This is a genomic window from Citrobacter sp. B72, assembly GCF_016894305.1.
Lineage (GTDB): Bacteria > Pseudomonadota > Gammaproteobacteria > Enterobacterales > Enterobacteriaceae > Citrobacter > Citrobacter portucalensis.
Window position 1 is genome coordinate 1,461,316 of sequence record NZ_CP069801.1, and the last position, 24,485, is coordinate 1,485,800.

Below are 24,485 nucleotides of genomic sequence, written 5' to 3' on the forward strand. Positions count from 1 at the left end.
CTTGCTTCACTTTAGCGGCAAGGTACGGGTCAAACGTGGAGAAAAAAAGAAGATAATGTAAATTATCATGCCCGTTTACAGCATACCTTTCGTGCCAACGCCGTCAGGCCTGGATCCAGACCCGACGGCGCTTTGCGGTTCTTTACGTTAGCTCACTGTCTGATTCAGCCGAACGGAAACTGATGCTCACCAACGTTCCCCCTCCAGAAGGTTGAGAGAAGGTCAACGTGCCGCTTAGTCTTTCCGCCCGCTCACGCATAATATTTAGTCCATAGTGCCCTGTAGGCTCATGCGGCTCGCCAATGCCGATGCCGTTATCGCGGATATAAACCGTGTGGTTGCCGTCCGGAGCCGTTACGCAACTGACAGCAATTTCGCTCGCACTGGCATGCTTAATGGCGTTCAGCACCGCTTCGCGGATGATCTGCAACAGATGCACCTGCATTTGCGCATCCAGCGCAAGCGTAGGCAACCGACAATCGAGTGTGAGTTTAGCTGAGGTCTGATTTTGCAGTGTTTCCAGCATTTCATGCAGGGCGGAGGGTAAATCGGCCTGCTGTAAGGTCAGACGGAAGGTGGTCAGCAGCTCGCGCAATTGACGATAGGCATCATTCAGCGCCTGAGAGAAATCCGCCATAATGCTTTGCGCCGGAGCGTTATCCTCTGGAATCGAGCGCTTCAGCAGCGTGAGCTGAATGCGTAAATAAGAGAGCACCTGCGCCAGCGAGTCGTGCAGCTCGCGTGCAATGGTCGCGCGCTCTTCCATTAACAACAGCTGCTGAAAATGTTTTTGCGCCTGGTTGAAGTACAACCCGCGTCCCAGCATCGAGGAGACGCTGTTGAGCAGCGGAGTAGAAGCGTTGACGTTTGGACTTTGCCAGTGCAGTTCGCCGTAGACGGTTTCCTGCATGGTGACTGGCAGGATTTGCATTGGCAGCTCGAGGCTTTTAGTCCCTTCGCTAATCCGCCAGTTATCACCGACGGTGAGCTCAAGGAAATACGCGGCGTCATGTTCGCGGACGATCTGTAAAATATGGCGGAAGCAGTGCACGTCAATCTGGCTGGTATTTAACGCCTGCGAGCACTGATACAACACCTCCAGACGGCGATTGGCTTCGTGGAGATCGTGGGTTTTCTCTGCGACCGAGGCTTCTAGCGAGCGGTACAGCTTGTGTAATTCACTCGACATCTGGCTAAACGTTTTGCCCAGCAATCCCAGTTCATTGGGCAAACCGGTATCCAGCGGTGGGATATCAAACTGACCGTGTTCAATTTGCTGACTGGCCATCACCAGTTTATTCAGTGGACGCACCACCTGCTGGCGAATGCGCCGCAGGGTAAAGAAGACGAGGGTGAATATGCCTATCCCGCCCGCCAGCGAGATGCCAAATACCAGCATCACTTTGCGTTCGGCATAATGCTGCAACGCCAGCACGAAGAGATCGATTTGATCGACGTAGTTGTTGATGTTGGCTTGGTACCATTTTAAATCGCCGTCGATCAGTCGGGCGTTCATTTCCAGCCAGTTAGCATGCAGACGTCCATAGCGGCTTTTTACCGCTTGTGGCACATACCACGCGTTCAGATTCTGTAATGCTGGCGAGTTTAGCGCCTGCTGGAAAAGCTGGCGGTGGGCGTTAAGCTGCGGGCTCTGGCTTTGTAGATCGTAACCCAGACGGTAGCTTTGCATGCGCAATGAGCCAGCAACGTTGATGGCTTCGGCATCTCGCAAGCTGCTGGTCAGCGTGAGCAGCGCAATACCCGTTGAGAGAATCGACAGCATCACTATGTAGAAAAAAGCTTTAGCCAGACTGGCCGAGACCGGACGCTTTACCGTCACTTGTGCATCCTCACACAATACACGTCGCGCCTGAAAACAGCGTGAACGATGCGGTGTATTTGATAAATGTTAATAAAACGCCATGAAACTGGATGGTAACTGAAACACAATTTCATATGCGATGAAATAAATTGATCTGCCACAGGTTCTGGATAAATAGTTGTGCTTCCTGGGCAAATGAACATTGCCGCTTCCTTCCGTGTCGGTTAATAACACTCTTATAAAGAATAAGGTTTTTGCAACCAAAAAAGAAGGAAGCCATGAATCGTTTTATTATGGTCAATAGCCAGCAGTGCCTGGGATGCCATGCCTGTGAGGTCGCCTGCGTCATGGCTCACAATGGCGAACAGCATGTCCTGAACCAACGGCATTTTCAGCCCCGAATTACCGTCATTAAGCATCAGCAGCAGCGCAGCGCGGTGACCTGCCACCACTGCGAAGATGCACCCTGCGCCAGAAGCTGCCCAAACGGGGCAATTAGCCATGATAACGACAGCGTTCAGGTGAACCCGCAAAAGTGTATTGGCTGTAAATCGTGCGTTGTAGCCTGTCCTTTCGGCACGATGCAGATCGTACTCACTCCCGTCGCCAAAGGGAAGGTGAAAGCTACCGCGCACAAATGCGATCTGTGCCAGGGGCGTGAACAGGGACCCGCCTGCGTAGAAAACTGTCCGGCGCAGGCGTTACAGCTGGTGACGGAAAATTCGCTTACCGGTCTGTCAAAAGCGCGCAGGCTGCGTACCGCAAGTCTGGAAAGCCAGCCATGGCATGCCAGCACTACCGATTTTGTTCCACATGTCATCACTAAACGTGAGCAAATGCAGGCGACGCCTGCGCGCGGGGAGCCGGATAAACTGGCGATTGAGGCCCGGAAAACCAGCTTTGAAGAGATCTATCTGCCGTTTCGTACGGCGCAGGCGGAGCGCGAAGCCTCTCGCTGCCTGAAATGCGGCGACCACAGTATCTGCGAATGGACCTGTCCGTTGCATAACCACATTCCGCAGTGGATTGAACTGGTCAAAGCCGGGAATATCGACGCGGCGGTTGAGCTTTCTCACCAGACCAACTGCCTGCCGGAGGTGACCGGACGTGTATGCCCGCAGGATCGACTCTGCGAAGGGGCATGCACGGTGCGTAGCGAGCATGGCGCAGTCACCATCGGTAATATTGAGCGTTACATCTCCGATCGGGCGCTGAGTAAAGGATGGCGACCGGACTTAAGCCATGTGCAGAAAGTGGACAAGCGTGTTGCCATCATCGGTGCGGGTCCGGCGGGTCTGGCCTGTGCGGATGTGCTTGCGCGCAGCGGCGTCAGCGCCACCGTTTACGATCGCCATCCTGAAATTGGCGGTTTGCTGACGTTCGGTATTCCGGCCTTCAAGCTGGACAAATCGCTGCTGGCGCGTCGCCGTGAAATCTTCAGCGCCATGGGCATTCATTTTGAACTTAACTGTGAAGTGGGTAAGGATGTCGCGCTTGAAAAGCTGCTGGAGGATTACGATGCCGTGTTCGTGGGCGTAGGAACCTATCGTTCCATGAAGGCGGACCTGCCAAATGAAGACGCGCCAGGCGTGTATGATGCGCTGCCGTTCCTGATTGCCAACACCAAGCATGTGATGGGGCTGGAGGAACTGCCTGAAGAACCGTTTATCGACACCGCCGGACTAAACGTGGTTGTGCTGGGCGGAGGCGATACGGCAATGGACTGTGTGCGAACCGCCCTGCGTCATGGCGCAAGCCAGGTGACCTGCGCCTATCGTCGTGATGAAGCCAACATGCCCGGCTCAAAAAAAGAGGTGAAGAACGCCCGGGAAGAGGGGGCAAATTTCGAGTTTAACGTTCAGCCGGTTGAGCTGGTGTTGCATGCCGATGGGCGAGTCAGCGGTGTGCGTTTCTTACGTACCCAACTTGGCGAACCTGATGCGCAGGGCCGTCGTCGCCCGGTTCCCATTGCCGGGAGTGAGTTTGTCATGCCCGCAGATGCGGTGATTATGGCGTTTGGTTTTCACCCACACGGCATGCCGTGGCTGGAGTCGCATGGCGTTAAGGTCGATAACTGGGGGCGCATTGCCGCCGATGTTGAAAGTGCATACCGTTATCAAACCAGTAACCCGAAAATCTTTGCCGGTGGCGACGCGGTACGCGGTGCAGACCTGGTGGTGACGGCCATGGCGGAAGGGCGGCACGCCGCCCAGGGGATCGTCGACTGGCTGGGCGTAAAATCAGTCAAATCTCATTAATCGGCGAGTAGGCCGGATAAAACGCGTTAGCGTTGCCATCCGGCAATGTGCCGCATGAATGCCTGATGGCGCTTTGCTTATCAGGCCTACATTGTTCCAAGACAAACCCGGTTTCACGGCGTAGTATTATTTCTCACTTCTTGCTGTGGAGCCGGTATGTCGCAAAAAATTACCCTCATCAAAGATAAAGTCCTCTCCGATAACTACTTCGTCCTGCGCAATATCACTTATGACCTGACCCGTAAGAATGGAGAGGTGATCCGTCACAAACGTGAGGTTTACGATCGTGGCAACGGCGCCACAATCCTGCTGTATAACCCGGAGAAGAAAACGGTGGTGCTCATCCGCCAGTTTCGCGTTGCGACATGGGTCAACGGTAACGAAGACGGTCAACTGATTGAAACCTGCGCCGGGCTGCTGGATAACGACGAACCGGAAGCATGTATTCGAAAAGAGGCGATTGAAGAGACCGGCTTTGAAGTGGGTGAAGTACGTAAACTGTTTGAGCTATACATGTCGCCGGGCGGTGTGACGGAAATAATCCACTTCTTCATCGCGCAATACCGTGACAGTCAGCGTGCAAACGCGGGGGGCGGCGTGGAAGATGAAGATATTGAAGTTCTGGAACTGCCGTTCACACAGGCGCTGGAAATGATCAAAACGGGTGAGATCCGTGACGGTAAAACGGTGCTATTGCTGAACTATTTGCAGTCATCGCATCTCATGGACTAATGCGCGGGATTTATATTTCTTTACAAATTTACGGCCAATCCGACGATTCTTATTGAGCCACATCAGTCGCGCAAGGAAGATACCGCTTAGGCTGTGTGTTTTGACTTCGGGGTTGTACCGTCCATGCGCTATCGCGTTATTCTCCTTTTCCTGATCGGGTTGCTACCCGCCCGATTGCTGTGGGCTGCGCCCGCGCAACAGGCGTTTTCTGACTGGCAGGTAACGTGTAATAACCAAAATTTTTGCGTGGCGCGAAACACCGGAGAGCACCACGGCCTGGTCATGACCTTGAGCCGCAGCGCTGGGGCACATACCGACGCCGTGTTGCGTATTGAGCTGGGCGGGCTGGAATCGTCCAGCGTCAAAGAGAGCGATATTGCGCCGCGCCTGCTGTTGGATGGTGCGCCACTCTCGCTGAGCGGCGAGCACTGGCGCATAACTCCCTGGCAGCTGACGACCGATGATCCCGCCACCATCAGCGCATTTTTACAAACCGTACAGGACGCGAAGGCGATTACCCTGCAAAAAGGTGCGCAAAACCTTTCGCTGGCCGGGCTAAAAGCCGCGTTGTTGTTTATCGACGCCCAGCAAAAACGGGTGGGGAGCGAAACTGCATGGATTGAAAAAGGTGACGAGCCTCCGCTCAGCGTACCTCCGGCCCCCGCGCTGAAAGGTGTAGCGGTCATTAATCCAACGCCAACGCCTCTCACGCAGCAGGAGCGCAGTGAACTGCTGGACTATGGTAACTGGCGGATCAACGGTATTCGCTGCTCTATCGATCCGCTGCGTCGCGAGATGCGCGTCACGGCCCTAACGGATGATAAAGCGCTGCTGATGATTGGTTGTGAGGCCGGGGCGTATAACACCATCGATCTGGCGTGGGTGGTTTCACGTACGACTCCGTTGACTTCACGCGCGGTACGGTTAAGCCTGCCGTTTAAAACGGATGCAGAAAGTCGCGATATGGAGCTGACCAACGCTACGTTTGACGAGAAGTCGCGGGAGCTGGTCACCCTCGCTAAAGGACGAGGGTTGGCAGATTGCGGTATCCAGACCCGCTGGCGCTACGACGGTCAACGTTTTCGCCTGGTGCGCTATGCCCAGGAGCCAAGCTGCGATAACTGGCATGGGCCAGATGCCTGGCCCACACTGTGGATCACGCGTTAAGCACCTTGTGCGCTTTGTCGACGATGTTATCTACCGTAAAGCCGAAGAACGGGAACAATTTGTCCGCTGGAGCCGACTCTCCATAACCCGTCATCCCAACAATTGCCCCTTTCAGCCCGACATATTTGTACCAGTAGTCAGCAATTCCTGCTTCTACCGCCACGCGAGCGCTGACGTTTGCTGGCAGGACCGATTCCCGGTACGCCTCATCCTGGGCGTCGAAGATATCGGTTGAGGGCAGAGAAACCACTCGCACGTTACGACCTTCTCCGGTCAGTTTTTCCGCTGCCAGCAGCGTGATTTCCATTTCTGAACCGGTAGCAATCAAAATAACATCCGGCTTACCGCCGCCATCCTTCAGTACATAACCGCCGCGGGCAATTTGCTGCACTTGCTCAGGCGTGCGCTCAACCTGTGCCAGATTCTGCCGCGAGAGGATCAGCGCCGTTGGCCCGTCATGACGTTCGACTGCCAGCTTCCAGCCTACCGCCGCCTCAACCTGATCGCACGGTCGCCAGGTACTGAAATTAGGCGTCAGGCGCAGGCTAGCGAGCTGTTCAACGGCCTGGTGCGTAGGACCATCTTCCCCCAGGCCAATCGAGTCGTGGGTATAAACCATGATTTGTCGGGCTTTCATCAGCGCCGCCATACGCGCGGCATTTCGGGCATATTCGACAAACATCAGGAACGTAGCGGTGTACGGTACGAAGCCCCCGTGATGGGCGATACCGTTGGCAATCGCGGTCATGCCAAATTCCCGCACGCCGTAGTGGATGTAGTTTCCTGCATGATCCTCTTTAAGAGAGGAAGAGCCTTTCCAGATGGTCAGGTTGCTGGGGGCCAAATCCGCCGAACCGCCAAGCAGCTCTGGCAGTATAGGCCCGTAGGCGTTAAGGGTATTTTGCGAGGCCTTACGGGTGGCGATTTTGGCCGGATTGGCCTGCAGTTCGGTAATATATTTCTGGGTTGTTTCTTCCCACTTTTCCGGCAGCCCACCGCTCATCCGGCGAGTAAACTCTGCCGCCAGTTCCGGGTAGGCTTGTTGGTAAGCTGCGAATTTCTCCTTCCAGCCTTGTTGCGCTTTTTCGCCTTTCTCGCGTGCGTCCCACGCCCGGTAAATCTCTTTGGGGATCTCAAAAGCAGGATGATGCCACCCCAGCTTCTGCCGGGTCAGTGCCACCTCTTCTTCGCCCAGCGCAGCGCCGTGCGCTTCCTCTTTCCCTGCTTTATTTGGTGAGCCAAAACCGATCACCGTGCGGCAGATAATCAGCGATGGTTTATCGGTAACAGCCTGCGCTTCCTGAATGGCTTTTTTCACCGCCTCTGGGTCATGGCCGTCAATGTCGTGCACCACATGCCAGTGATAAGCCTCAAAGCGTTTTGCAGTATCGTCGGTAAACCAGCCGTCGGTTTCACCATCAATCGAGATGCCGTTGTGATCGTAGAAGCCGATGAGTTTGCCAAGCCCCAGCGTGCCCGCCAGCGAACAAGCCTCGTGTGAAATACCCTCCATCAGACAGCCGTCGCCCATAAAGACCCAGGTAAAGTGGTTAACAATCTCATGGTCCGGCTGGTTAAACTGCGCTGCCAGCGTACGTTCGGCAATGGCCATACCGACGGCGTTGGCTAAACCCTGACCCAGCGGTCCTGTCGTGGTTTCCACGCCTGGCGTGTAGCCAATTTCCGGGTGCCCTGGCGTCTTCGAATGGAGCTGACGGAAGTTCTTTAATTCTTCGATCGGCAGGTCGTAACCGGAAAGATGCAACAGGCTGTAAAGCAGCATTGAGGCGTGGCCGTTGGACAGAATAAATCGGTCACGATCGTACCAGGTGGGATCGGTCGGGTTATGGCGTAGAAAATCGTTCCACAGAACTTCGGCGATATCGGCCATCCCCATTGGTGCTCCAGGGTGGCCGGAGTTAGCTTTTTGGACGGCATCCATACTTAGCGCACGAATGGCATTGGCAAGCTCTTTACGGGTCATAGGAAATACTCCTTGAAAAGTAAAGTGTTAGATGCGTGTTGTGATTCACACTTTTGGGAAAATTGCGGGCGTTGTCAGCAAAAAGCATAGCAGACAGGCATGGTATTGCTGGATTAAGCAGGTAACATGGTTGTTATAAATTGATAACAAATTCTTTCTTTGAATGGTGAGAGTTTGGGGACCTTCAAAGTTTGTACCGTTGACTGAGGTGATAATGTGCGGCTCAGTAGAATGGTTACCCGCGCCACTTTTTTGATAGATACGTGAAAGGAACAACAAGATGGATGACCAGTTAAAACAAAGCGCCCTCGATTTCCACGAATTTCCGGTACCCGGTAAAATCCAGGTTTCTCCGACCAAGCCTCTGGCAACGCAGCGCGACCTGGCGCTGGCCTACTCGCCGGGCGTGGCTGCACCGTGTCTTGAAATTGAAAAGGATCCGCTGGCAGCCTACAAATACACCGCGCGCGGCAACCTGGTTGCGGTTATTTCCAACGGCACAGCGGTGCTGGGTCTCGGCAACATTGGCGCGTTGGCCGGCAAACCGGTGATGGAAGGTAAAGGCGTTCTGTTTAAGAAATTCGCCGGGATAGACGTGTTCGACATTGAAGTCGATGAACTCGATCCGGATAAGTTTATCAATGTGGTTGCGGCCCTGGAGCCCACGTTTGGCGGTATCAACCTCGAAGATATTAAAGCGCCGGAGTGCTTCTACATTGAGCAAAAACTGCGCGAGCGCATGAATATTCCGGTCTTCCACGATGATCAGCACGGTACGGCAATCATCAGTACTGCCGCGATTCTGAACGGTCTGCGGGTGGTTGAGAAAAATATCTCTGACGTGCGCATGGTGGTGTCTGGTGCAGGTGCGGCGGCGATTGCCTGTATGAACCTGCTGGTAGCGCTGGGTATGCAGAAACACAATATTGTGGTCTGTGACTCCAAAGGTGTGATTTACAAAGACCGCGAACCGAACATGGCGGAAACCAAAGCGGCTTACGCGGTGGTGGATGACGGTAAGCGTACGCTGGATGATGTCATTGACGGCGCAGATATTTTCCTCGGCTGCTCGGGCCCGAAAGTGCTGACGCAGGAAATGGTTAAGAAGATGGCGCGTGCGCCAATGATTCTGGCACTCGCCAACCCGGAGCCGGAAATCCTGCCGCCGCTGGCAAAAGAGGTGCGTTCCGACGCCATCATCTGTACCGGTCGTTCAGACTACCCGAACCAGGTTAACAACGTCCTGTGCTTCCCGTTCATCTTCCGCGGTGCGCTGGACGTTGGTGCGACGGCCATCAACGAAGAGATGAAACTGGCGGCGGTGCACGCGATTGCTGAGCTGGCGCATGCTGAGCAGAGTGAAGTGGTGGCATCTGCTTATGGCGATCAGGACCTGAGCTTCGGCCCGGAATACATCATTCCGAAACCGTTCGACCCGCGTCTGATCGTCAAAATCGCCCCCGCGGTGGCGAAAGCGGCGATGGACTCCGGCGTGGCAACGCGTCCGATTGCCGACTTTGACGCTTACATCGACAAGCTGACTGAATTCGTCTACAAAACCAACCTGTTCATGAAGCCGATTTTCTCCCTGGCACGCAAAGCGCCGAAGCGCGTGGTGCTGACCGAAGGGGAAGAAGCGCGCGTACTGCACGCTACCCAGGAGCTGATCACGTTAGGGCTGGCAAAACCGATCCTGATCGGTCGTCCAAGCGTTATTGAAATGCGTATCCAGAAACTGGGTCTGCAGATCAAAGCGGGCGTCGATTTTGAAATCGTCAACAATGAGTCCGATCCGCGCTTTAAAGAGTACTGGAGCGAGTACTACCAGATTATGAAGCGTCGTGGGATTACCCAGGAGCAGGCGCAGCGTGCGGTGATTGCCAACACTACGGTGATCGGCGCAATCATGGTACAGCGCGGCGAAGCGGATGCGATGATCTGCGGTACGATTGGCGACTATCATGAGCACTTCAGTGTGGTAAAAGAGGTATTTGGTCATCGCGACGGCGTGCATACTGCCGGGGCGATGAACGCCTTGCTGCTGCCAAGCGGTAACACCTTTATCGCCGATACCTACGTCAACGACGATCCTACGCCTGAGCAACTGGCGGAAATCGCCGTGATGGCGGCAGAGACCGTGCGTCGCTTTGGTATCGAACCGAAGGTGGCGTTGCTGTCGCACTCCAACTTTGGTTCCTCTGACTGCCCGTCGGCCAGCAAAATGCGCGAAGCGCTGGAGCTGATTAAGGCGCGCGCGCCAGAGTTGATGATTGACGGCGAAATGCACGGCGACGCCGCGCTGGTGGAAAGCATCCGTAATGACCGCATGCCGGACAGTCCGTTGAAAGGCTCAGCGAATATTCTGGTGATGCCAAATATGGAAGCGGCCCGTATTAGTTACAACTTACTACGCGTTTCCAGTTCTGAAGGCGTTACGGTTGGCCCAGTGCTGATGGGGGTTGCGAAACCGGTTCACGTATTAACGCCGATCGCCTCTGTTCGTCGTATCGTTAATATGGTGGCGCTGGCGGTTGTAGAAGCCCAAACGCAGCCGCTGTAATTTCACTTTAATTTATTTCCGGCGCGGGTTTCTCCCGCGCCTTTTTATTTTCCCTTTCTTAGTGATCTACTTCACCTTTTAAACCTGGTTGCCGAATTTTGTTATTTACTCTGACAAAAAATTGCCACGATGAGGGCAGTTTTAGCGGAGGCGGTGAGCAATGGAAAAAGAACGCATTATTCAGGAATTTGTGCCGGGGAAACAGGTCACGCTGGCGCATCTCATTGCGCACCCCGGCGAGGAATTAGCGAAAAAGATCGGCGTTCCCGAAGCGGGCGCTATCGGCATCATGACGCTGACGCCAGGCGAAACCGCGATGATTGCCGGTGACTTAGCCATGAAGGCGGCGGATGTACATATCGGTTTTCTCGATAGATTCAGCGGCGCACTGGTGATCTACGGTTCGGTAGGCGCAGTAGAAGAAGCGTTATTACAGACGGTAAGCGGTCTGGGTCGATTATTAAATTTCACTTTGTGCAACCTGACAAAAAGTTAATCAGAGGCGGCGATGAAACGTATTGCATTTGTCGGTACGGTGGGGGCGGGGAAAACAACGCTCTTTAATGCGCTACAGGGGAATTATTCCCTCGCCAGAAAAACACAGGCCGTGGAGTTTAATGAAAATGGCGATATCGATACGCCAGGGGAATATTTTAGCCATCCGCGTTGGTATCACGCCTTAATTACCACGCTGCAGGATGTCGATACGTTGATTTATATACACGCGGCAAATGATAAAGAAAGTCGCTTACCTGCCGGGCTGTTGGATATCGGCGCCAGTAAACGACAAATCGCCGTTATCAGTAAAACGGACATGCCGGATGCCGACGTCGCCGCAACGCGACAACTACTTCGCGGGATGGGGTTTCAGGAGCCGATTTTTGAGCTCAATAGCCATGACCCGCGCAGCGTGCAGCACCTGGTGGATTATCTGACTGAGCTCAGCCAAAAGGAGGAAAGGGCAGGTGAAAAAACTCATCACAGCTAACGATATTCGTGCGGCCCACGCACGCGGCGAACAGGAAATATCGGTTGTTCTGCGCGCCAGCATCATCACCCCGGAGGCGCGCGAAGTTGCGGAGCTGCTGGGTGTTACCATCAGTGAATGCGATGAATCCGCGCCAACTGCTGCTGTACCGGCGGCGGTTGATGATGGCAAAACGGAAAGCCAGCGCATTCGCGAAACCATCATTGCGCAGTTACCGGAAGGGCAGTTTACCGAAAGCCTGGTCGCCCAGCTGATGGACAAAGTTATGAAGGAGAAGCAGTCGCAGGAGCAGGGCGGAATGCAGCCGAGCTTTAACTCGGTAACCGGCAAAGGCGGCGTCAAAGTCATCGACGGCAGCAGCGTGAAGTTTGGTCGTTTTGACGGCGCGCAGCCGCACTGCGTGGGCTTAACCGATCTGGTGACCGACCAGGACGGTAGCAGCATGGCCGCCGGGTTTATGCAGTGGGATAACGCCTTTTTCCCATGGACGCTGAACTACGACGAAATCGACATGATTCTGGAAGGCGAGCTGCACGTTCGCCACAAAGGCGAAACCATGATTGCAAAAGCCGGGGACGTCATGTTTATCCCGAAAGGCTCCAGCATCGAATTTGGTACGCCATCAACGGTGAAGTTTCTGTATGTGGCCTGGCCTGCGAACTGGCAGTCCTGCTAAGGCGGATGTATGAAGGATTTCATTACCGAAGCATGGCTCAGAGCGAATCATACGCTCAGCGAAGGGGCTGAAATTCATCTCCCCGCTGACGCTCGCCTGACGCCGTCTGCCCGGGAATTACTGGAAAGCCGACATCTGCGTATTAAGTTTATCGACGAGCAGGGCAGCCTGTTTATTGATGACGAAGAACAGCAGCCGCAGCCGGTGCATGGGTTAACCAGCAGCGATACGCATCCACAGGCCAGCTGCGAACTGTGCCATCAACCGGTGGCGAAGAAACCGGACACCCTGACGCATCTGACGGCGGACAAGATGGTCGCCAAAAGCGATCCGCGCCTGGGATTTCGCGCCGCGCTCGACAGCACCATCGCCCTGGCTGTGTGGTTGCAGATTGAGATGGCAGAACCGTGGCAGCCGTGGCTGGCGGATATCCGCTCGCGCCTGGGCAATATTATGCGCGCTGACGCCATGGATGAGCCGCTGGCAGCACAAGCTGTCGTGGGTTTAAGTGACGAAGATTTACACCGTCTTTCGCATCAACCGCTGCGCTATCTGGACCACGACCATCTGGTGCCTGAAGCCAGCCACGGACGTGATTGCGCGCTGCTTAATCTGCTGCGTACCAAAGTCCGTGAAACGGAGACGGTGGCGGCCCAGGTGTTCATCACTCGCAGTTTTGAGGTTATGCGACCGGACATTATGCAGGCGCTCAACCGCCTTTCCAGTACGGTCTACGTGATGATGATTCTGAGCGTTGCGAAGCATCCGCTGACGGTTAACCAAATTCAACAGCGACTGGGGGAGAAGCAATGATCATTGAACGTGCTCGTCAACTCGCCCAACGTTCACCGGCACGGGTGGTGTTCCCGGATGCGCTGGATGTCCGGGTGTTGAAGGCGGCGAATTACCTGCACCAGCACGGTCTGGCACATCCCATTCTCGTTGCCAGTCCGTTTGCGCTGCGCCAGTTTGCCCTCAGTCACCGGGTGGCAATGGATGGTATTCAGGTTATCGATCCGCAAAGCAATCAGCCAATGCGCGAAGAGTTTGCGCTGCGCTGGCTGGCCCGCGCGGGAGATAAAACGCCTGCGGATGCGCTGGAAAAACTCAACGATCCGCTGATGTTCGCCGCTGCAATGGTTAGCGCGGGTAAAGCTGACGTCTGTATTGCGGGCAATCTCTCATCAACAGCGAACGTGCTGCGTGCCGGATTACGCATTATCGGGCTACAGCCTGGCTGTAAAACGCTGTCGTCAATTTTCCTGATGCTGCCGCAGTACCTTGGTCCGTCATTAGGTTTTGCCGATTGCAGCGTCGTGCCGCAGCCCACCGCCGCACAGCTTGCGGATATTGCGATTGCCAGCGCGCAGACATGGCAGGCGATCACAGGTGAAGAGCCGCGCGTGGCTATGCTGTCGTTTTCAAGTAATGGCAGTGCTCGCCATCCTAACGTCGCTAACGTGCAGCAGGCGACCGAGATCGTTCGTGAGCGTGCCCCGCAGCTTACCGTGGACGGAGAACTGCAATTTGATGCCGCCTTTGTTCCGGATGTCGCCGCGCAAAAAGCGCCCGCCAGTCCGTTAAAGGGCAATGCCAATGTGATGGTCTTCCCATCGCTGGAGGCAGGCAATATTGGCTACAAAATAGCTCAGCGTCTGGGAGGATATCGCGCAGTAGGTCCGTTGATTCAAGGGCTTGCCGCACCGCTTCATGATCTCTCTCGTGGCTGTAGCGTACAGGAAATTATCGAACTGGCGTTGGTGGCAGCAGTGCCTCGCCAGACTGACGTGAGTCGTGAAAACGCCTCGCACACACTGGTTGTATAAGGTCCCGTTCTGGACCCCTTTGACTTAAGAGGAAAGCATAATGGAAGCATTAGGAATGATTGAAACCCGGGGCCTGGTTGCACTGATTGAGGCTTCTGACGCAATGGTTAAAGCGGCACGCGTGAAACTGGTTGGCGTGAAGCAGATCGGTGGCGGTCTGGTCACTGCCATGGTCCGTGGCGATGTAGCGGCATGTAAAGCTGCAACGGACGCAGGTGCTGCGGCAGCACAGCGTATTGGCGAGCTGGTTTCAGTACACGTGATCCCACGTCCGCACGGCGATCTGGAAGAAGTGTTCCCGATCAGCTTTAAAGGCGACAGCAACGACATGTAAGTCGTCCATGTGACGCCACAGACTTCATTGCTGGCGTCACCCTCTCTCCTTTTCACATTACCTTCTGCGGAGGGTAGGGGGAGGTTTTACCTGAAATATGCCACGGAGGCGCGTATGAAACTGGCAATCGTTACAGGACAAATTGTTTGTACCGTACGCCATCAGGGGCTCGCGCACGACAAGTTGCTGATGGTGGAAATGATTGACGCCCAGGGAAATCCCGACGGGCAATGTGCTGTTGCTATCGACAGCATCGGGGCGGGAACCGGAGAGTGGGTGCTGCTGGTCAGCGGAAGCTCCGCCCGTCAGGCGCACCGGAATGAATCATCGCCTGTCGATCTGTGCGTGATTGGCATTGTCGATGAAGTGGTGGCAGGTGGTCAGGTGATCTTCCATAAATAAGGCAGAAAATCATGAATCAACAGGATATTGAACAGGTCGTGAAAGCGGTACTGCTGAAAATGAAAGACAGCAGCCAACCCGTCAGTGCCGTTCAAGAAATGGGCGTTTTTGCCTCCCTGGATGACGCAGTGGCGGCAGCAAAACTGGCCCAGCAGGGGTTGAAAAGCGTCGCCATGCGCCAACTGGCTATCACGGCTCTACGTGAGGCGGGCGAAAAGCACGCCAGAGAATTAGCGGAACTTGCCGTCACTGAAACCGGCATGGGACGCGTCGAAGATAAATTTGCCAAAAACGTGGCGCAGGCGCGCGGCACGCCGGGTGTGGAATGCCTGTCTCCACAGGTTCTGACCGGCGATAACGGTCTGACGCTGATTGAAAACGCACCGTGGGGCGTGGTGGCCTCGGTAACCCCATCCACCAACCCGGCCGCGACCGTCATTAACAACGCCATCAGCCTGATTGCCGCTGGTAACAGCGTGGTCTTCGCACCGCATCCGGCGGCGAAAAAAGTCTCTCAGCGCGCTATCACTCTGCTTAACCAGGCGGTGGTTGCTGCAGGTGGTCCGGCAAACCTGTTGGTGACGGTTGCCAACCCGGATATCGAGACTGCGCAGCGTCTGTTCAAGTACCCAGGTATCGGCCTGCTGGTCGTCACCGGTGGCGAAGCCGTAGTGGATGCCGCGCGTAAGCACACCAACAAACGTCTGATTGCCGCTGGTGCGGGTAATCCACCAGTGGTGGTTGATGAAACGGCTGACCTGGCACGCGCGGCGCAGTCGATAGTCAAAGGTGCATCGTTTGATAACAACATCATCTGCGCCGACGAAAAAGTGCTGATCGTGGTCGATAGCGTCGCTGATGAACTGATGCGTCTGATGGAAAGCCAGCATGCGGTGAAACTGACCGCGGCTCAGGCCGAACAGCTGCAGCTGGTGCTGCTGAAAAATATCGATGAGCGCGGTAAAGGCACAGTCAGTCGTGACTGGGTCGGGCGCGATGCCGGAAAAATCGCTGCGGCGATTGGTCTGAACGTACCGGAGCAAACCCGTCTGTTATTCGTCGAAACCTCCGCGACGCATCCGTTTGCCGTTACCGAACTGATGATGCCGGTGTTGCCGGTCGTGCGGGTTGCTAACGTCGATGAAGCCATTGAACTGGCGGTCAAGCTGGAAGGCGGCTGCCACCATACGGCGGCGATGCACTCACGCAATATCGAAAATATGAACCGTATGGCAAACGCTATTGATACCAGCATCTTCGTTAAGAACGGGCCGTGTATTGCCGGTCTTGGACTGGGCGGTGAAGGCTGGACCACGATGACCATTACCACACCAACCGGGGAAGGGGTGACCAGTGCGCGTACGTTTGTGCGTCTGCGTCGCTGTGTGTTGGTAGACGCCTTCAGAATTGTATAAGGAGTAAATGAGATGGCGCACGACGAACAACGTTGGTTGACACCCAGACTGCTAAAAGCGGCAACGCTATGTAACCAGACGCCTGTAAAGAGCGATTCACCGCTGTGGTTGGGCATTGATTTGGGAACGTGTGATGTGGTGTCGATGGTTGTGGACAGTGACGGACAGCCGGTCGCGGTTTGCCTGGACTGGGCCGATGTCGTGCGCGATGGCATCGTCTGGGATTTCTTTGGTGCGGTGACCATCGTTCGTCGCCATCTCGATACGCTCGAACAACAACTGGGTTGCCGTTTTACCCATGCGGCAACCTCGTTTCCACCGGGAACTGACCCACGCATCTCTATTAACGTGCTGGAGTCTGCCGGGCTTGAAGTGAGCCATGTCCTCGACGAACCAACCGCGGTGGCGGATCTGTTGCAGCTTGATAACGCCGGCGTGGTGGATATTGGTGGTGGCACTACCGGGATTGCGATTGTTAAACAGGGCAAAGTGACTTACTCCGCTGATGAAGCGACCGGCGGGCACCATATCTCTCTGACGCTGGCCGGGAACCGTCGTATCCAGTTGGAAGAAGCCGAGCAGTACAAGCGCAGCAATGGCAAAGAAATCTGGCCGGTGGTGAAGCCTGTCTACGAAAAGATGGCGGAAATCGTGGCGCACCATATTGCCGGACAGGGTGTCGCTGATTTGTGGCTGGCGGGTGGCTCCTGTATGCAGCCAGGCGTTGATGAACTGTTCCGTAAGCGTTTCCCGGAACTGCAGGTGCATTTACCCCAGCACAGCCTGTTTATGACTCCGCTGGCGATTGCAAACAGCGGAAAAGAAAAAGCGGAAGGAATCTATGCAAGCTGAATTGCAGACCGCGCTCTTTCAGGCATTCGATACCCTGAATCTGCAACGCGTAAAAACGTTTAGCGTTCCCCCGGTTACGTTATGTGGACTGGGAGCGCTCAGTACCTGCGGACAGGAAGCACAAACGCGCGGACTGACGCATATGTTCGTCATGGTTGACAGCTTTCTGCATCAGGCTGGGATGACCGCGGCACTGGAGCGCAGCCTGGCGATGAAAGGTGTGGCAATGACGCTGTGGCCATGTCCGGTAGGTGAACCGTGCATTACGGACGTCTGCGCGGCAGTCGCGCAACTGCGTGAATCAAAGTGCGACGGTGTCGTGGCTTTCGGCGGCGGTTCCGTGCTGGATGCCGCCAAGGCAGTGGCGTTGCTGGTGACCAATCCTACCCAGACGCTGGCTGACATGGACGAGCGTAGCGTGTTACGCCCGCGTCTGCCGCTGATTGCCGTACCGACTACCGCCGGAACGGGCTCAGAAACCACGAACGTCACGGTGATTATCGACGCCGCGACCGGACTCAAAAAAGTGCTGGCCCACGCAACCCTGATGCCGGATGTGGCGATCCTTGACGCCGCATTGACGGAAGGCGTGCCTGCGCACGTAACGGCGATGACCGGGATTGATGCACTGACGCACGCCGTTGAAGCGTATAGCGCACTGAACGCGACGCCGTTTACCGACAGCCTGGCGATTGGTGCGATAGCGATGATCGGTAAATCGCTGCCGAAGGCCGTCGGCTACGGTCAGGATCTGGCGGCGCGCGAAAGCATGCTGCTGGCTTCCTGTATGGCCGGGATGGCGTTTTCCAGCGCTGGGCTTGGCCTGTGCCATGCGATGGCGCACCAGCCGGGGGCGACGTTGCACATTCCACACGGACAGGCTAACGCCATGCTGCTTCCCACGGTAATGGGGTTCAACCGCATGGTGTGTCGTGAGCGCTTTAGCCATATCGGACGCGCGTTAACCAACAAGAAATCGGACGATCGTGATGCTATCAACGCGGTCAGCGAGTTGATTAGCGAAGTGGGCCAGACCAAACGACTCTCTGACGTTGGGGCAAAGCCCGAGCAGTACAGCGCATGGGCTCACGCCGCGCTGGAGGATATTTGTATTCGCAGTAACCCACGCACCGCCACGCAGGCACAGATCATCGACCTGTACGCGGCAGCCGGGTAATGCCTGTAGGCCGGATAAGGTGCTCGCACCGCCATCCGGCAATAACACGGCGTTAATGCCGGAGGCGACGTAAACGTCTTATCCGGCCTACAAATCACAAATGACAGGGAGTAGGGGCTATGGGAATTAACGAAATCATCATGTACATCATGATGTTCTTTATGCTGATTGCCGCCGTGGACAGGATCCTGTCGCAGTTCGGCGGTTCGGCACGCTTCCTCGGTAAGTTCGGTAAGAGTATTGAGGGATCGGGCGGCCAGTTTGAAGAAGGTTTTATGGCGATGGGCGCGCTGGGTCTGGCGATGGTCGGTATGACCGCGCTGGCACCGGTTCTGGCGCATGTGCTCGGGCCGGTGATTATTCCGCTTTATGAAATGCTGGGCGCGAACCCGTCGATGTTTGCCGGAACGCTGCTGGCGTGCGATATGGGCGGCTTCTTCCTGGCGAAAGAGCTGGCGGGCGGCGACGTTGCGGCGTGGCTGTACTCTGGCCTGATCCTCGGGGCGATGATGGGGCCGACGCTGGTCTTCTCCATTCCGGTTGCGCTGGGGATTATTGAACCGTCTGACCGTCGTTATCTGACGCTGGGCGTGCTGGCGGGTATTGTCACCATTCCGATTGGTTGTATTGCGGGCGGTTTGATTGCGATGTACTCCGGCGTCGAAATCAACGGACAGCCGGTGGAATTCACCTTCGCGCTGATCCTGATGAATATGATCCCGGTGCTGATCGTGGCTGTGCTGGTGGCGCTGGGACTGAAATTCATCCCGGAAAAAATGATCAACGGCTTCCAGATCTTCGCGAAATTCCTGGTAGCGCTGATCACCATCGGCCTGGCAGCAGCAGTGGTCAAATTCCTGCTCGGCTGGGAGCTGATCCCAGGTCTTGATCCTATCTTCATGGCTCCGGGCGACAAGCCGGGTGAAGTGATGCGCGCCATCGAAGTTATCGGTTCTATTTCCTGCGTACTGCTCGGTGCGTACCCAATGGTACTGCTGCTGACCCGCTGGTTTGAAAAACCGCTGATGAGCGTCGGTAACCTGTTAAAAATCAATAATATTGCGGCTGCCGGTATGGTTGCGACGCTGGCGAACAACATCCCAATGTTCGGCATGATGAAGAATATGGATACCCGCGGCAAAGTGATCAACTGCGCCTTTGCGGTCTCCGCGGCCTTTGCACTGGGTGACCACTTAGGCTTCGCCGCTGCCAACATGAACGCGATGATCTTCCCGATGATTGTCGGCAAGTTGATTGGCGGCGTGACGGCGATTGGTGTGGCTATGCTGTTGGTACCGAAAGATGAAGATGTGCCAGCAGAAGTAGAAACCAATCCGGAGGCGCAATCGTGAATACTCGCCAGCTACTGAGCGTCGGTATCGATATCGGCACCACTACCACTCAGGTGATTTTCTCGCGCCTTGAGTTAGTCAACCGTGCGGCAGTGTCGCAGGTGCCGCGCTACGAATTCATCAAACGCGAAATTAGCTGGCAAAGCCCGGTGTTCTTTACCCCCGTTGATAAGCAGGGCGGGTTGAAAGAGGCCGAACTTAAGGCACTGATCCTCGCCCAGTATCAGGCGGCGGGTATTGCGCCTGAGACTGTCGATTCCGGCGCGATCATCATCACCGGAGAAAGTGCCAAAACCCGTAATGCGCGTCCGGCGGTGATGACGCTCTCTCAGTCGCTGGGGGATTTTGTTGTGGCCAGCGCCGGTCCGCATCTGGAATCGGTGATTGCCGGTCACGGTGCGGGGGCACAAACCCTGTCCGAGCAGAAGTTGTGCCGCGTACTGAACATCGATATCGGTGGCGGTACGTCGAACTACGTTCTGTTTGATGCTGGAAAGGTCAGCGGTTCGGCTTGCCTCAACGTCGGCGGGCGACTGCTGGAAACGAACGGCCAGGGACGAGTAGTACATGCGCATCAGCCGGGGCAGATGATTGTTGATGACGTATTTGGTCCGGGCACCGACGCCCGAACCCTCAATGCGGCGCAGCTTGTTCAGGTAGCCCGACGGATGGCGGCGCTGATTGTGGAGGTGATTGACGGTACGTTATCACCTCTGGCGCAGGCGCTGATGCAAACCGGCCTGTTACCGGCGGGCGTGAAACCGGAAGTGATTACGTTGTCCGGCGGGGTGGGCGAGTGCTACCGCAACCAACCAGCCGATCCGTTCTGTTTTTCCGACATTGGCCCGCTGTTAGCAACGGCGCTGCATGAACATCCGCGCCTGCGTGAGATGAACGTGCAGTTCCCGGCGCAAACCGTGCGCGCCACGGTGATTGGCGCCGGTGCGCATACGCTGTCGCTTTCGGGCAGCACCATCTGGCTGGAAGGTGTGGCGCTTCCGCTGCGCAATCTGCCGGTGGCGATTCCGGTTGATGAGGCTGATTTGGTGGCCGCCTGGCAACAGGCGCTAATGCAGCTCGATCTGGACCCGCAAACAGACGCCTACGTGCTGGCGTTGCCCGGTTCGCTGCCAGTGCGCTACGCCGCGCTGTTAACGGTGATTGATGCGCTGCTGGCCTTTGTCGCGCGCTATCCGAATCCGCATCCCCTGCTGGTGGTAGCCGAGCAGGATTTTGGTAAGGCCCTGGGCATGCTGTTACGCCCACAGTTACAGCAACACCCGCTGGCAGTCATCGATGAGGTGGTTGTCCGGGCGGGGGACTATATCGACATTGGTACGCCTCTTTTTGGCGGATCGGTTGTGCCGGTGACGGTGAAATCACTCGCATTTCCTTCCTGAGGGAACGACTTATGAAACTAAAGACCACATTGTTCGGCAATGTTTATCAGTTTAAGGATGTTAAAGAGGTGCTGGCAAAAGCCAACGAACTGCGTTCGGGGGATGTGCTGGCAGGAGTGGCCGCAACCAGTTCGCAGGAGCGCGTGGCGGCCAAGCAGGTACTGTCGGAAATGACGGTGGCGGATATCCGCAATAACCCGGTGATTTCCTATGAAGAGGACTGTGTTACTCGTCTGATTCAGGATGACGTCAACGAGACGGCCTATAACCGTATCAAAAACTGGAGTATCAGCGAGCTGCGCGAGTACGTGCTGAGCGATGAAACCTCTGTTGATGACATTGCGTTTACGCGCAAAGGGTTAACGTCGGAAGTGGTCGCTGCGGTAGCAAAAATCTGCTCTAACGCGGACCTGATCTACGGCGGTAAGAAAATGCCGGTGATCAAAAAGGCCAATACCACCATCGGTCTACCGGGCACCTTCAGCTGCCGTTTACAGCCGAACGACACCCGTGATGACGTGCAGAGTATTGCCGCACAAATCTACGAAGGGCTGTCCTTCGGGGCGGGTGATGCGGTGATTGGTGTAAACCCGGTAACGGATGACGTGGAAAACTTAAGCCGCGTACTGGATACCGTGTACGGCGTTATCGACAAATTCAACATCCCGACCCAGGGCTGCGTACTGGCACACGTGACTACCCAGATCGAAGCGATTCGTCGCGGTGCGCCGGGCGGGTTGATTTTCCAGAGTATCTGCGGTAGCGAAAAAGGCTTAAAAGAGTTTGGCGTTGAGCTGGCAATGCTGGATGAAGCGCGCGCAGTGGGCGCTGAGTTCAACCGTATCGCCGGGGAAAACTGCCTGTACTTCGAAACCGGGCAAGGGTCTGCGCTTTCCGCGGGCGCGAACTTCGGTGCCGATCAGGTGACGATGGAAGCGCGTAACTACGGGCTGGCACGTCACTACGATCCGTTCCTGGTGAACACCGTGGTGGGCTTTATCGGGCCAGAGTATCTCTACAACGACCGTCAGATTATTCGCGCGGGTCTGGAAGATCACTTTATGGGCAAGCTGAGCGGCATCTCGATGGGCTGCGACTGCTGCTACACCAACCATGCTGATGCTGACCAGAACCTTAACGAAAACCTGATGATTCTGCTCGCCACCGCTGGCTGCAACTACATCATGGGCATGCCGCTCGGTGACGACATCATGCTCAACTATCAGACCACCGCCTTCCATGACACCGCGACCGTGCGTCAGCTGCTGAACCTGCGTCCGTCGCCGGAGTTTGAACGCTGGCTGGAAACCATGGGCATTATGGCAAACGGTCGCCTGACCAAACGGGCGGGCGATCCGTCACTGTTCTTCTGATGACGCGGGGATGACACACGATGGATCAAAAACAGATTGAAGAAATTGTACGCAGCGTAATGGCGTCAATGGGTGAGTCTCAACCGCAGGCTCAAGAACCGTCAGCACCAGCAAAATGCAGCACCACGCAGTGCGCCGCGCCGACCGGTGAAAGCTGCGCGATGGACTTAGGCTCAGCCGAAGCCAAAGCATGGATTGGCGTTGAGAATCCGCACCGTGCAGAGGTGTTGACTGAACTTCGCCGTAGCACCGCTGCGCGTGTATGTACTGGTCGTGCCGGTCCTCGTCCGCGTACCCAGGCGCTGCTGCGTTTCCTGGCTGACCACTCGCGTTCGAAAGATACGGTATTGAAAGAAGTGCCGGAAGAGTGGGTAAAAGCCCAGGGGCTGCTGGAAGTGCGCTCGGAAATCAGCGACAAAAACCTGTATCTGACGCGTCCGGATATGGGGCGTCGTCTGAGTGCGGAAGCCATTGAAGCACTGAAATCACAGTGTGTAATGAATCCGGATGTGCAGGTGATTATTTCTGATGGCCTGTCTACCGACGCGATTACCGCTAACTATGAAGAGATCCTGCCGCCGCTGTTGTCGGGCTTAAAACAGGCCGGATTGAAGGTCGGGACGCCGTTCTTTGTTCGCTATGGGCGCGTGAAAATCGAAGATCAGATCGGCGAACTGCTGGGTGCAAAAGCGGTGATCCTGCTGGTTGGTGAACGTCCGGGCCTCGGCCAGTCGGAAAGTCTTTCTTGCTATGCCGTCTATTCGCCGCGTGTGGCGACCACCGTTGAGGCTGATCGTACCTGTATCTCGAACATTCACCAGGGCGGTACGCCACCGGTTGAAGCGGCGGCGGTGATTGTGGATTTGGCCAAGCGCATGCTGGAGCAAAAAGCATCCGGCATCAATATGACCCGTTAAGGAGGCATCATGCCAGCATTAGATTTAATTAGACCTTCAGTCACCGCAATGCGTGTGATTGCCTCGGTAAATGACGGTTTTGCCCGCGAACTTAAATTACCGCCACATATCCGTAGCCTCGGACTCATCACAGCAGATTCTGATGACGTGGCGTATATTGCCGCAGACGAAGCGACAAAACAGGCAATGGTCGAAGTGGTTTATGGCCGCTCGCTGTATGCCGGTGCGGCGCATAGTCCCTCTCCAACCTCGGGCGAAGTACTGATTATGCTCGGTGGACCAAACCCGGCCGAAGTTCGCGCGGGTCTGGACGCGATGGTGGCCAATATTGAAAGCGGGGCGGCATTCCAGTGGGCGAATGACGCAGAAGATACCGCCTTCCTGGCGCATGTGGTTTCGCGTACCGGTTCGTATCTCTCCGCAACCGCGGGATGCCGACTGGGCGATCCGATGGCGTATCTGGTAGCACCGCCGCTGGAAGCGACATTTGGTATTGATGCCGCGCTGAAATCTGCCGATGTACAACTGGTGACCTATGTACCACCGCCGTCAGAAACTAACTATTCAGCCGCGTTTTTGACCGGTAGCCAGGCCGCTTGTAAAGCCGCATGTAACGCCTTTGCCGATGCCGTTCTGGATATTGCCCGTAATCCAATCCAGCGCGCGTAAGAGAGGTAGTGATGATCAATGCACTGGGATTACTGGAAGTGGATGGCATGGTGGCTGCCGTGGACGCGGCCGATGCCATGCTGAAAGCCGCGAACGTGCGTCTGCTTAGCCACGAAGTGCTCGATCCTGGTCGGCTGACGCTGGTGGTGGAAGGCGATCTGGCGGCATGCCGCGCAGCGCTGGATGCAGGCAGTGCAGCCGCAGCGCGTACGGGCCGTGTTATCAGCCGTAAGGAAATAGGCCGGCCGGACGATGACACCCAGTGGCTGATCGGCGGTTTTAAACGCCAGCCGAAGAAACCTGAACAGAAGCCAGAAGCGAAAACAGAAGTGAAACCAGAGAAGACACAGGACGCCCCAGTGACGTCTGAATCCTCTGCCCAACTTCTGACGCTGTTAGCATCGGTCCGTCAAGGAATGACGGCAGGGGAAGTGGCGGCCCACTTTGGCTGGTCACTTGATGAAGCCAGAAATGCGCTGGAACAGCTCTTTTCTGATGGAGCGTTGCGTAAACGCAGTAGTCGCTACCGCTTAAAAAATTAACCTGTCGGAGGGCCGGGGGCTTCGTTGAAGCTTCCGGCT

At 55.8% G+C, this 24,485-nt stretch carries 22 protein-coding genes; 20 read left to right on the top strand and 2 right to left on the bottom strand.

Features of this window, described 5'->3' with window-relative positions:
- Positions 1–142: 142 nt before the first annotated feature.
- Entirely contained in the window at positions 143–1,840 is a 1,698-nt protein-coding gene (gene narQ, locus JQN59_RS06900; protein WP_020996701.1) for a nitrate/nitrite two-component system sensor histidine kinase NarQ, read from the bottom strand.
- A 260-nt stretch (positions 1,841–2,100) separates the two neighbouring features.
- Between narQ and aegA the strand changes: the two genes are divergently transcribed.
- From aegA to JQN59_RS06915, 3 genes are all read left to right on the top strand, one after another.
- Positions 2,101–4,080, top strand: coding sequence for a formate-dependent uric acid utilization protein AegA (gene aegA / locus JQN59_RS06905; protein ID WP_149607879.1), 1,980 nt, complete (start codon positions 2,101–2,103; stop codon positions 4,078–4,080).
- 156 nt (positions 4,081–4,236) lie between these two features.
- Positions 4,237–4,812, top strand: coding sequence for a GDP-mannose pyrophosphatase NudK (gene nudK, locus JQN59_RS06910; protein WP_048224974.1), 576 nt, complete (start codon positions 4,237–4,239; stop codon positions 4,810–4,812).
- 123 nt (positions 4,813–4,935) lie between these two features.
- On the top strand, positions 4,936–5,979 hold the full coding sequence (locus JQN59_RS06915) for a DUF1176 domain-containing protein (RefSeq protein WP_149607880.1): 1,044 nt from the start codon (positions 4,936–4,938) through the stop codon (positions 5,977–5,979).
- Here the strand turns inward: JQN59_RS06915 and tkt are convergent.
- Entirely contained in the window at positions 5,969–7,963 is a 1,995-nt protein-coding gene (gene tkt / locus JQN59_RS06920; RefSeq protein ID WP_128316383.1) for a transketolase, read from the bottom strand. The genes JQN59_RS06915 and tkt overlap by 11 nt on opposite strands.
- A gap of 280 nt (positions 7,964–8,243) precedes the next feature.
- Between tkt and maeB the strand changes: the two genes are divergently transcribed.
- The 17 genes from maeB to eutK all read left to right on the top strand — a co-directional run bounded on the left by maeB (position 8,244) and on the right by eutK (position 24,446).
- Positions 8,244–10,523, top strand: coding sequence for an NADP-dependent oxaloacetate-decarboxylating malate dehydrogenase (gene maeB, locus JQN59_RS06925; protein ID WP_003838520.1), 2,280 nt, complete (start codon positions 8,244–8,246; stop codon positions 10,521–10,523).
- Positions 10,524–10,683: 160 nt separating this feature from the next.
- Positions 10,684–11,019: an ethanolamine utilization microcompartment protein EutS gene (gene eutS / locus JQN59_RS06930; RefSeq protein ID WP_003037995.1), complete on the top strand. Its 336-nt coding sequence runs from the start codon at positions 10,684–10,686 to the stop codon at positions 11,017–11,019.
- Positions 11,020–11,031: 12 nt separating this feature from the next.
- A complete protein-coding gene (gene eutP / locus JQN59_RS06935) occupies positions 11,032–11,511 on the top strand; it encodes an ethanolamine utilization acetate kinase EutP (RefSeq protein ID WP_003037998.1) in 480 nt (159 codons plus the stop codon).
- The gene (gene eutQ / locus JQN59_RS06940) at positions 11,489–12,187 is read left to right on the top strand and encodes an ethanolamine utilization acetate kinase EutQ (RefSeq protein WP_149607881.1); all 699 of its coding nucleotides are present in this window, start codon (positions 11,489–11,491) and stop codon (positions 12,185–12,187) included. Before eutP ends, eutQ begins: the two co-directional genes overlap by 23 nt.
- 9 nt (positions 12,188–12,196) lie before the next feature.
- Positions 12,197–13,000 carry an ethanolamine utilization cob(I)yrinic acid a,c-diamide adenosyltransferase EutT gene (gene eutT, locus JQN59_RS06945; protein ID WP_003835057.1) on the top strand — a complete coding sequence of 268 codons (804 nt, stop codon included), beginning with the start codon at positions 12,197–12,199 and terminating at the stop codon, positions 12,998–13,000.
- Positions 12,997–14,013 carry a phosphate acetyltransferase gene (gene pta / locus JQN59_RS06950; protein ID WP_008785422.1) on the top strand — a complete coding sequence of 339 codons (1,017 nt, stop codon included), beginning with the start codon at positions 12,997–12,999 and terminating at the stop codon, positions 14,011–14,013. Before eutT ends, pta begins: the two co-directional genes overlap by 4 nt.
- A 40-nt stretch (positions 14,014–14,053) precedes the next feature.
- Positions 14,054–14,347 carry an ethanolamine utilization microcompartment protein EutM gene (eutM, locus tag JQN59_RS06955; protein WP_003835054.1) on the top strand — a complete coding sequence of 98 codons (294 nt, stop codon included), beginning with the start codon at positions 14,054–14,056 and terminating at the stop codon, positions 14,345–14,347.
- Between the two features lie 114 nt (positions 14,348–14,461).
- Positions 14,462–14,749, top strand: coding sequence for an ethanolamine utilization microcompartment protein EutN (eutN, locus tag JQN59_RS06960; RefSeq protein WP_003038011.1), 288 nt, complete (start codon positions 14,462–14,464; stop codon positions 14,747–14,749).
- 11 nt (positions 14,750–14,760) lie between these two features.
- Positions 14,761–16,164, top strand: a complete 1,404-nt coding sequence (locus JQN59_RS06965) for an aldehyde dehydrogenase family protein (RefSeq protein WP_149607882.1) — start codon at positions 14,761–14,763, stop codon at positions 16,162–16,164.
- 12 nt (positions 16,165–16,176) lie between these two features.
- Positions 16,177–17,016 carry an ethanolamine utilization protein EutJ gene (gene eutJ, locus JQN59_RS06970; protein ID WP_008785421.1) on the top strand — a complete coding sequence of 280 codons (840 nt, stop codon included), beginning with the start codon at positions 16,177–16,179 and terminating at the stop codon, positions 17,014–17,016.
- On the top strand, positions 17,006–18,193 hold the full coding sequence (gene eutG / locus JQN59_RS06975; protein WP_008785420.1) for an ethanolamine utilization ethanol dehydrogenase EutG: 1,188 nt from the start codon (positions 17,006–17,008) through the stop codon (positions 18,191–18,193). The genes eutJ and eutG overlap by 11 nt, the downstream gene beginning before the upstream one ends.
- A gap of 119 nt (positions 18,194–18,312) precedes the next feature.
- Positions 18,313–19,545 (top strand): ethanolamine utilization protein EutH, encoded by a 1,233-nt coding sequence (eutH, locus tag JQN59_RS06980; RefSeq protein ID WP_204528193.1) that lies wholly within the window; start codon positions 18,313–18,315, stop codon positions 19,543–19,545.
- Positions 19,542–20,945, top strand: a complete 1,404-nt coding sequence (gene eutA / locus JQN59_RS06985) for an ethanolamine ammonia-lyase reactivating factor EutA (RefSeq protein WP_079935156.1) — start codon at positions 19,542–19,544, stop codon at positions 20,943–20,945. Before eutH ends, eutA begins: the two co-directional genes overlap by 4 nt.
- Positions 20,946–20,956: 11 nt before the next feature.
- Positions 20,957–22,318 (top strand): ethanolamine ammonia-lyase subunit alpha, encoded by a 1,362-nt coding sequence (gene eutB / locus JQN59_RS06990; RefSeq protein WP_003038029.1) that lies wholly within the window; start codon positions 20,957–20,959, stop codon positions 22,316–22,318.
- Between the two features lie 20 nt (positions 22,319–22,338).
- Positions 22,339–23,235 (top strand): ethanolamine ammonia-lyase subunit EutC, encoded by an 897-nt coding sequence (gene eutC / locus JQN59_RS06995; RefSeq protein WP_008785418.1) that lies wholly within the window; start codon positions 22,339–22,341, stop codon positions 23,233–23,235.
- Positions 23,236–23,244: 9 nt separating this feature from the next.
- Positions 23,245–23,904 carry an ethanolamine utilization microcompartment protein EutL gene (gene eutL / locus JQN59_RS07000; protein WP_003838537.1) on the top strand — a complete coding sequence of 220 codons (660 nt, stop codon included), beginning with the start codon at positions 23,245–23,247 and terminating at the stop codon, positions 23,902–23,904.
- A gap of 11 nt (positions 23,905–23,915) precedes the next feature.
- A complete protein-coding gene (gene eutK / locus JQN59_RS07005) occupies positions 23,916–24,446 on the top strand; it encodes an ethanolamine utilization microcompartment protein EutK (protein WP_003835033.1) in 531 nt (176 codons plus the stop codon).
- Positions 24,447–24,485 lie beyond the last annotated feature (39 nt).

Excerpts from the sequence above, each read along its gene's own strand:
- aegA (WP_149607879.1), top strand. The coding sequence starts at position 2,101 with ATGAATCGTTTTATTATGGTCAATAGCCAGCAGTGCCTGGGATGCCAT.
- nudK (WP_048224974.1), top strand. The coding sequence starts at position 4,237 with ATGTCGCAAAAAATTACCCTCATCAAAGATAAAGTCCTCTCCGATAAC.
- JQN59_RS06915 (WP_149607880.1), top strand. The coding sequence starts at position 4,936 with ATGCGCTATCGCGTTATTCTCCTTTTCCTGATCGGGTTGCTACCCGCC.
- tkt (WP_128316383.1), bottom strand. The coding sequence starts at position 7,963 with ATGACCCGTAAAGAGCTTGCCAATGCCATTCGTGCGCTAAGTATGGAT.
- maeB (WP_003838520.1), top strand. The coding sequence starts at position 8,244 with ATGGATGACCAGTTAAAACAAAGCGCCCTCGATTTCCACGAATTTCCG.
- eutS (WP_003037995.1), top strand. The coding sequence starts at position 10,684 with ATGGAAAAAGAACGCATTATTCAGGAATTTGTGCCGGGGAAACAGGTC.
- eutP (WP_003037998.1), top strand. The coding sequence starts at position 11,032 with ATGAAACGTATTGCATTTGTCGGTACGGTGGGGGCGGGGAAAACAACG.
- eutT (WP_003835057.1), top strand. The coding sequence starts at position 12,197 with ATGAAGGATTTCATTACCGAAGCATGGCTCAGAGCGAATCATACGCTC.
- pta (WP_008785422.1), top strand. The coding sequence starts at position 12,997 with ATGATCATTGAACGTGCTCGTCAACTCGCCCAACGTTCACCGGCACGG.
- eutM (WP_003835054.1), top strand. The coding sequence starts at position 14,054 with ATGGAAGCATTAGGAATGATTGAAACCCGGGGCCTGGTTGCACTGATT.
- eutN (WP_003038011.1), top strand. The coding sequence starts at position 14,462 with ATGAAACTGGCAATCGTTACAGGACAAATTGTTTGTACCGTACGCCAT.
- JQN59_RS06965 (WP_149607882.1), top strand. The coding sequence starts at position 14,761 with ATGAATCAACAGGATATTGAACAGGTCGTGAAAGCGGTACTGCTGAAA.
- eutJ (WP_008785421.1), top strand. The coding sequence starts at position 16,177 with ATGGCGCACGACGAACAACGTTGGTTGACACCCAGACTGCTAAAAGCG.
- eutG (WP_008785420.1), top strand. The coding sequence starts at position 17,006 with ATGCAAGCTGAATTGCAGACCGCGCTCTTTCAGGCATTCGATACCCTG.
- eutH (WP_204528193.1), top strand. The coding sequence starts at position 18,313 with ATGGGAATTAACGAAATCATCATGTACATCATGATGTTCTTTATGCTG.
- eutB (WP_003038029.1), top strand. The coding sequence starts at position 20,957 with ATGAAACTAAAGACCACATTGTTCGGCAATGTTTATCAGTTTAAGGAT.
- eutC (WP_008785418.1), top strand. The coding sequence starts at position 22,339 with ATGGATCAAAAACAGATTGAAGAAATTGTACGCAGCGTAATGGCGTCA.
- eutL (WP_003838537.1), top strand. The coding sequence starts at position 23,245 with ATGCCAGCATTAGATTTAATTAGACCTTCAGTCACCGCAATGCGTGTG.
- eutK (WP_003835033.1), top strand. The coding sequence starts at position 23,916 with ATGATCAATGCACTGGGATTACTGGAAGTGGATGGCATGGTGGCTGCC.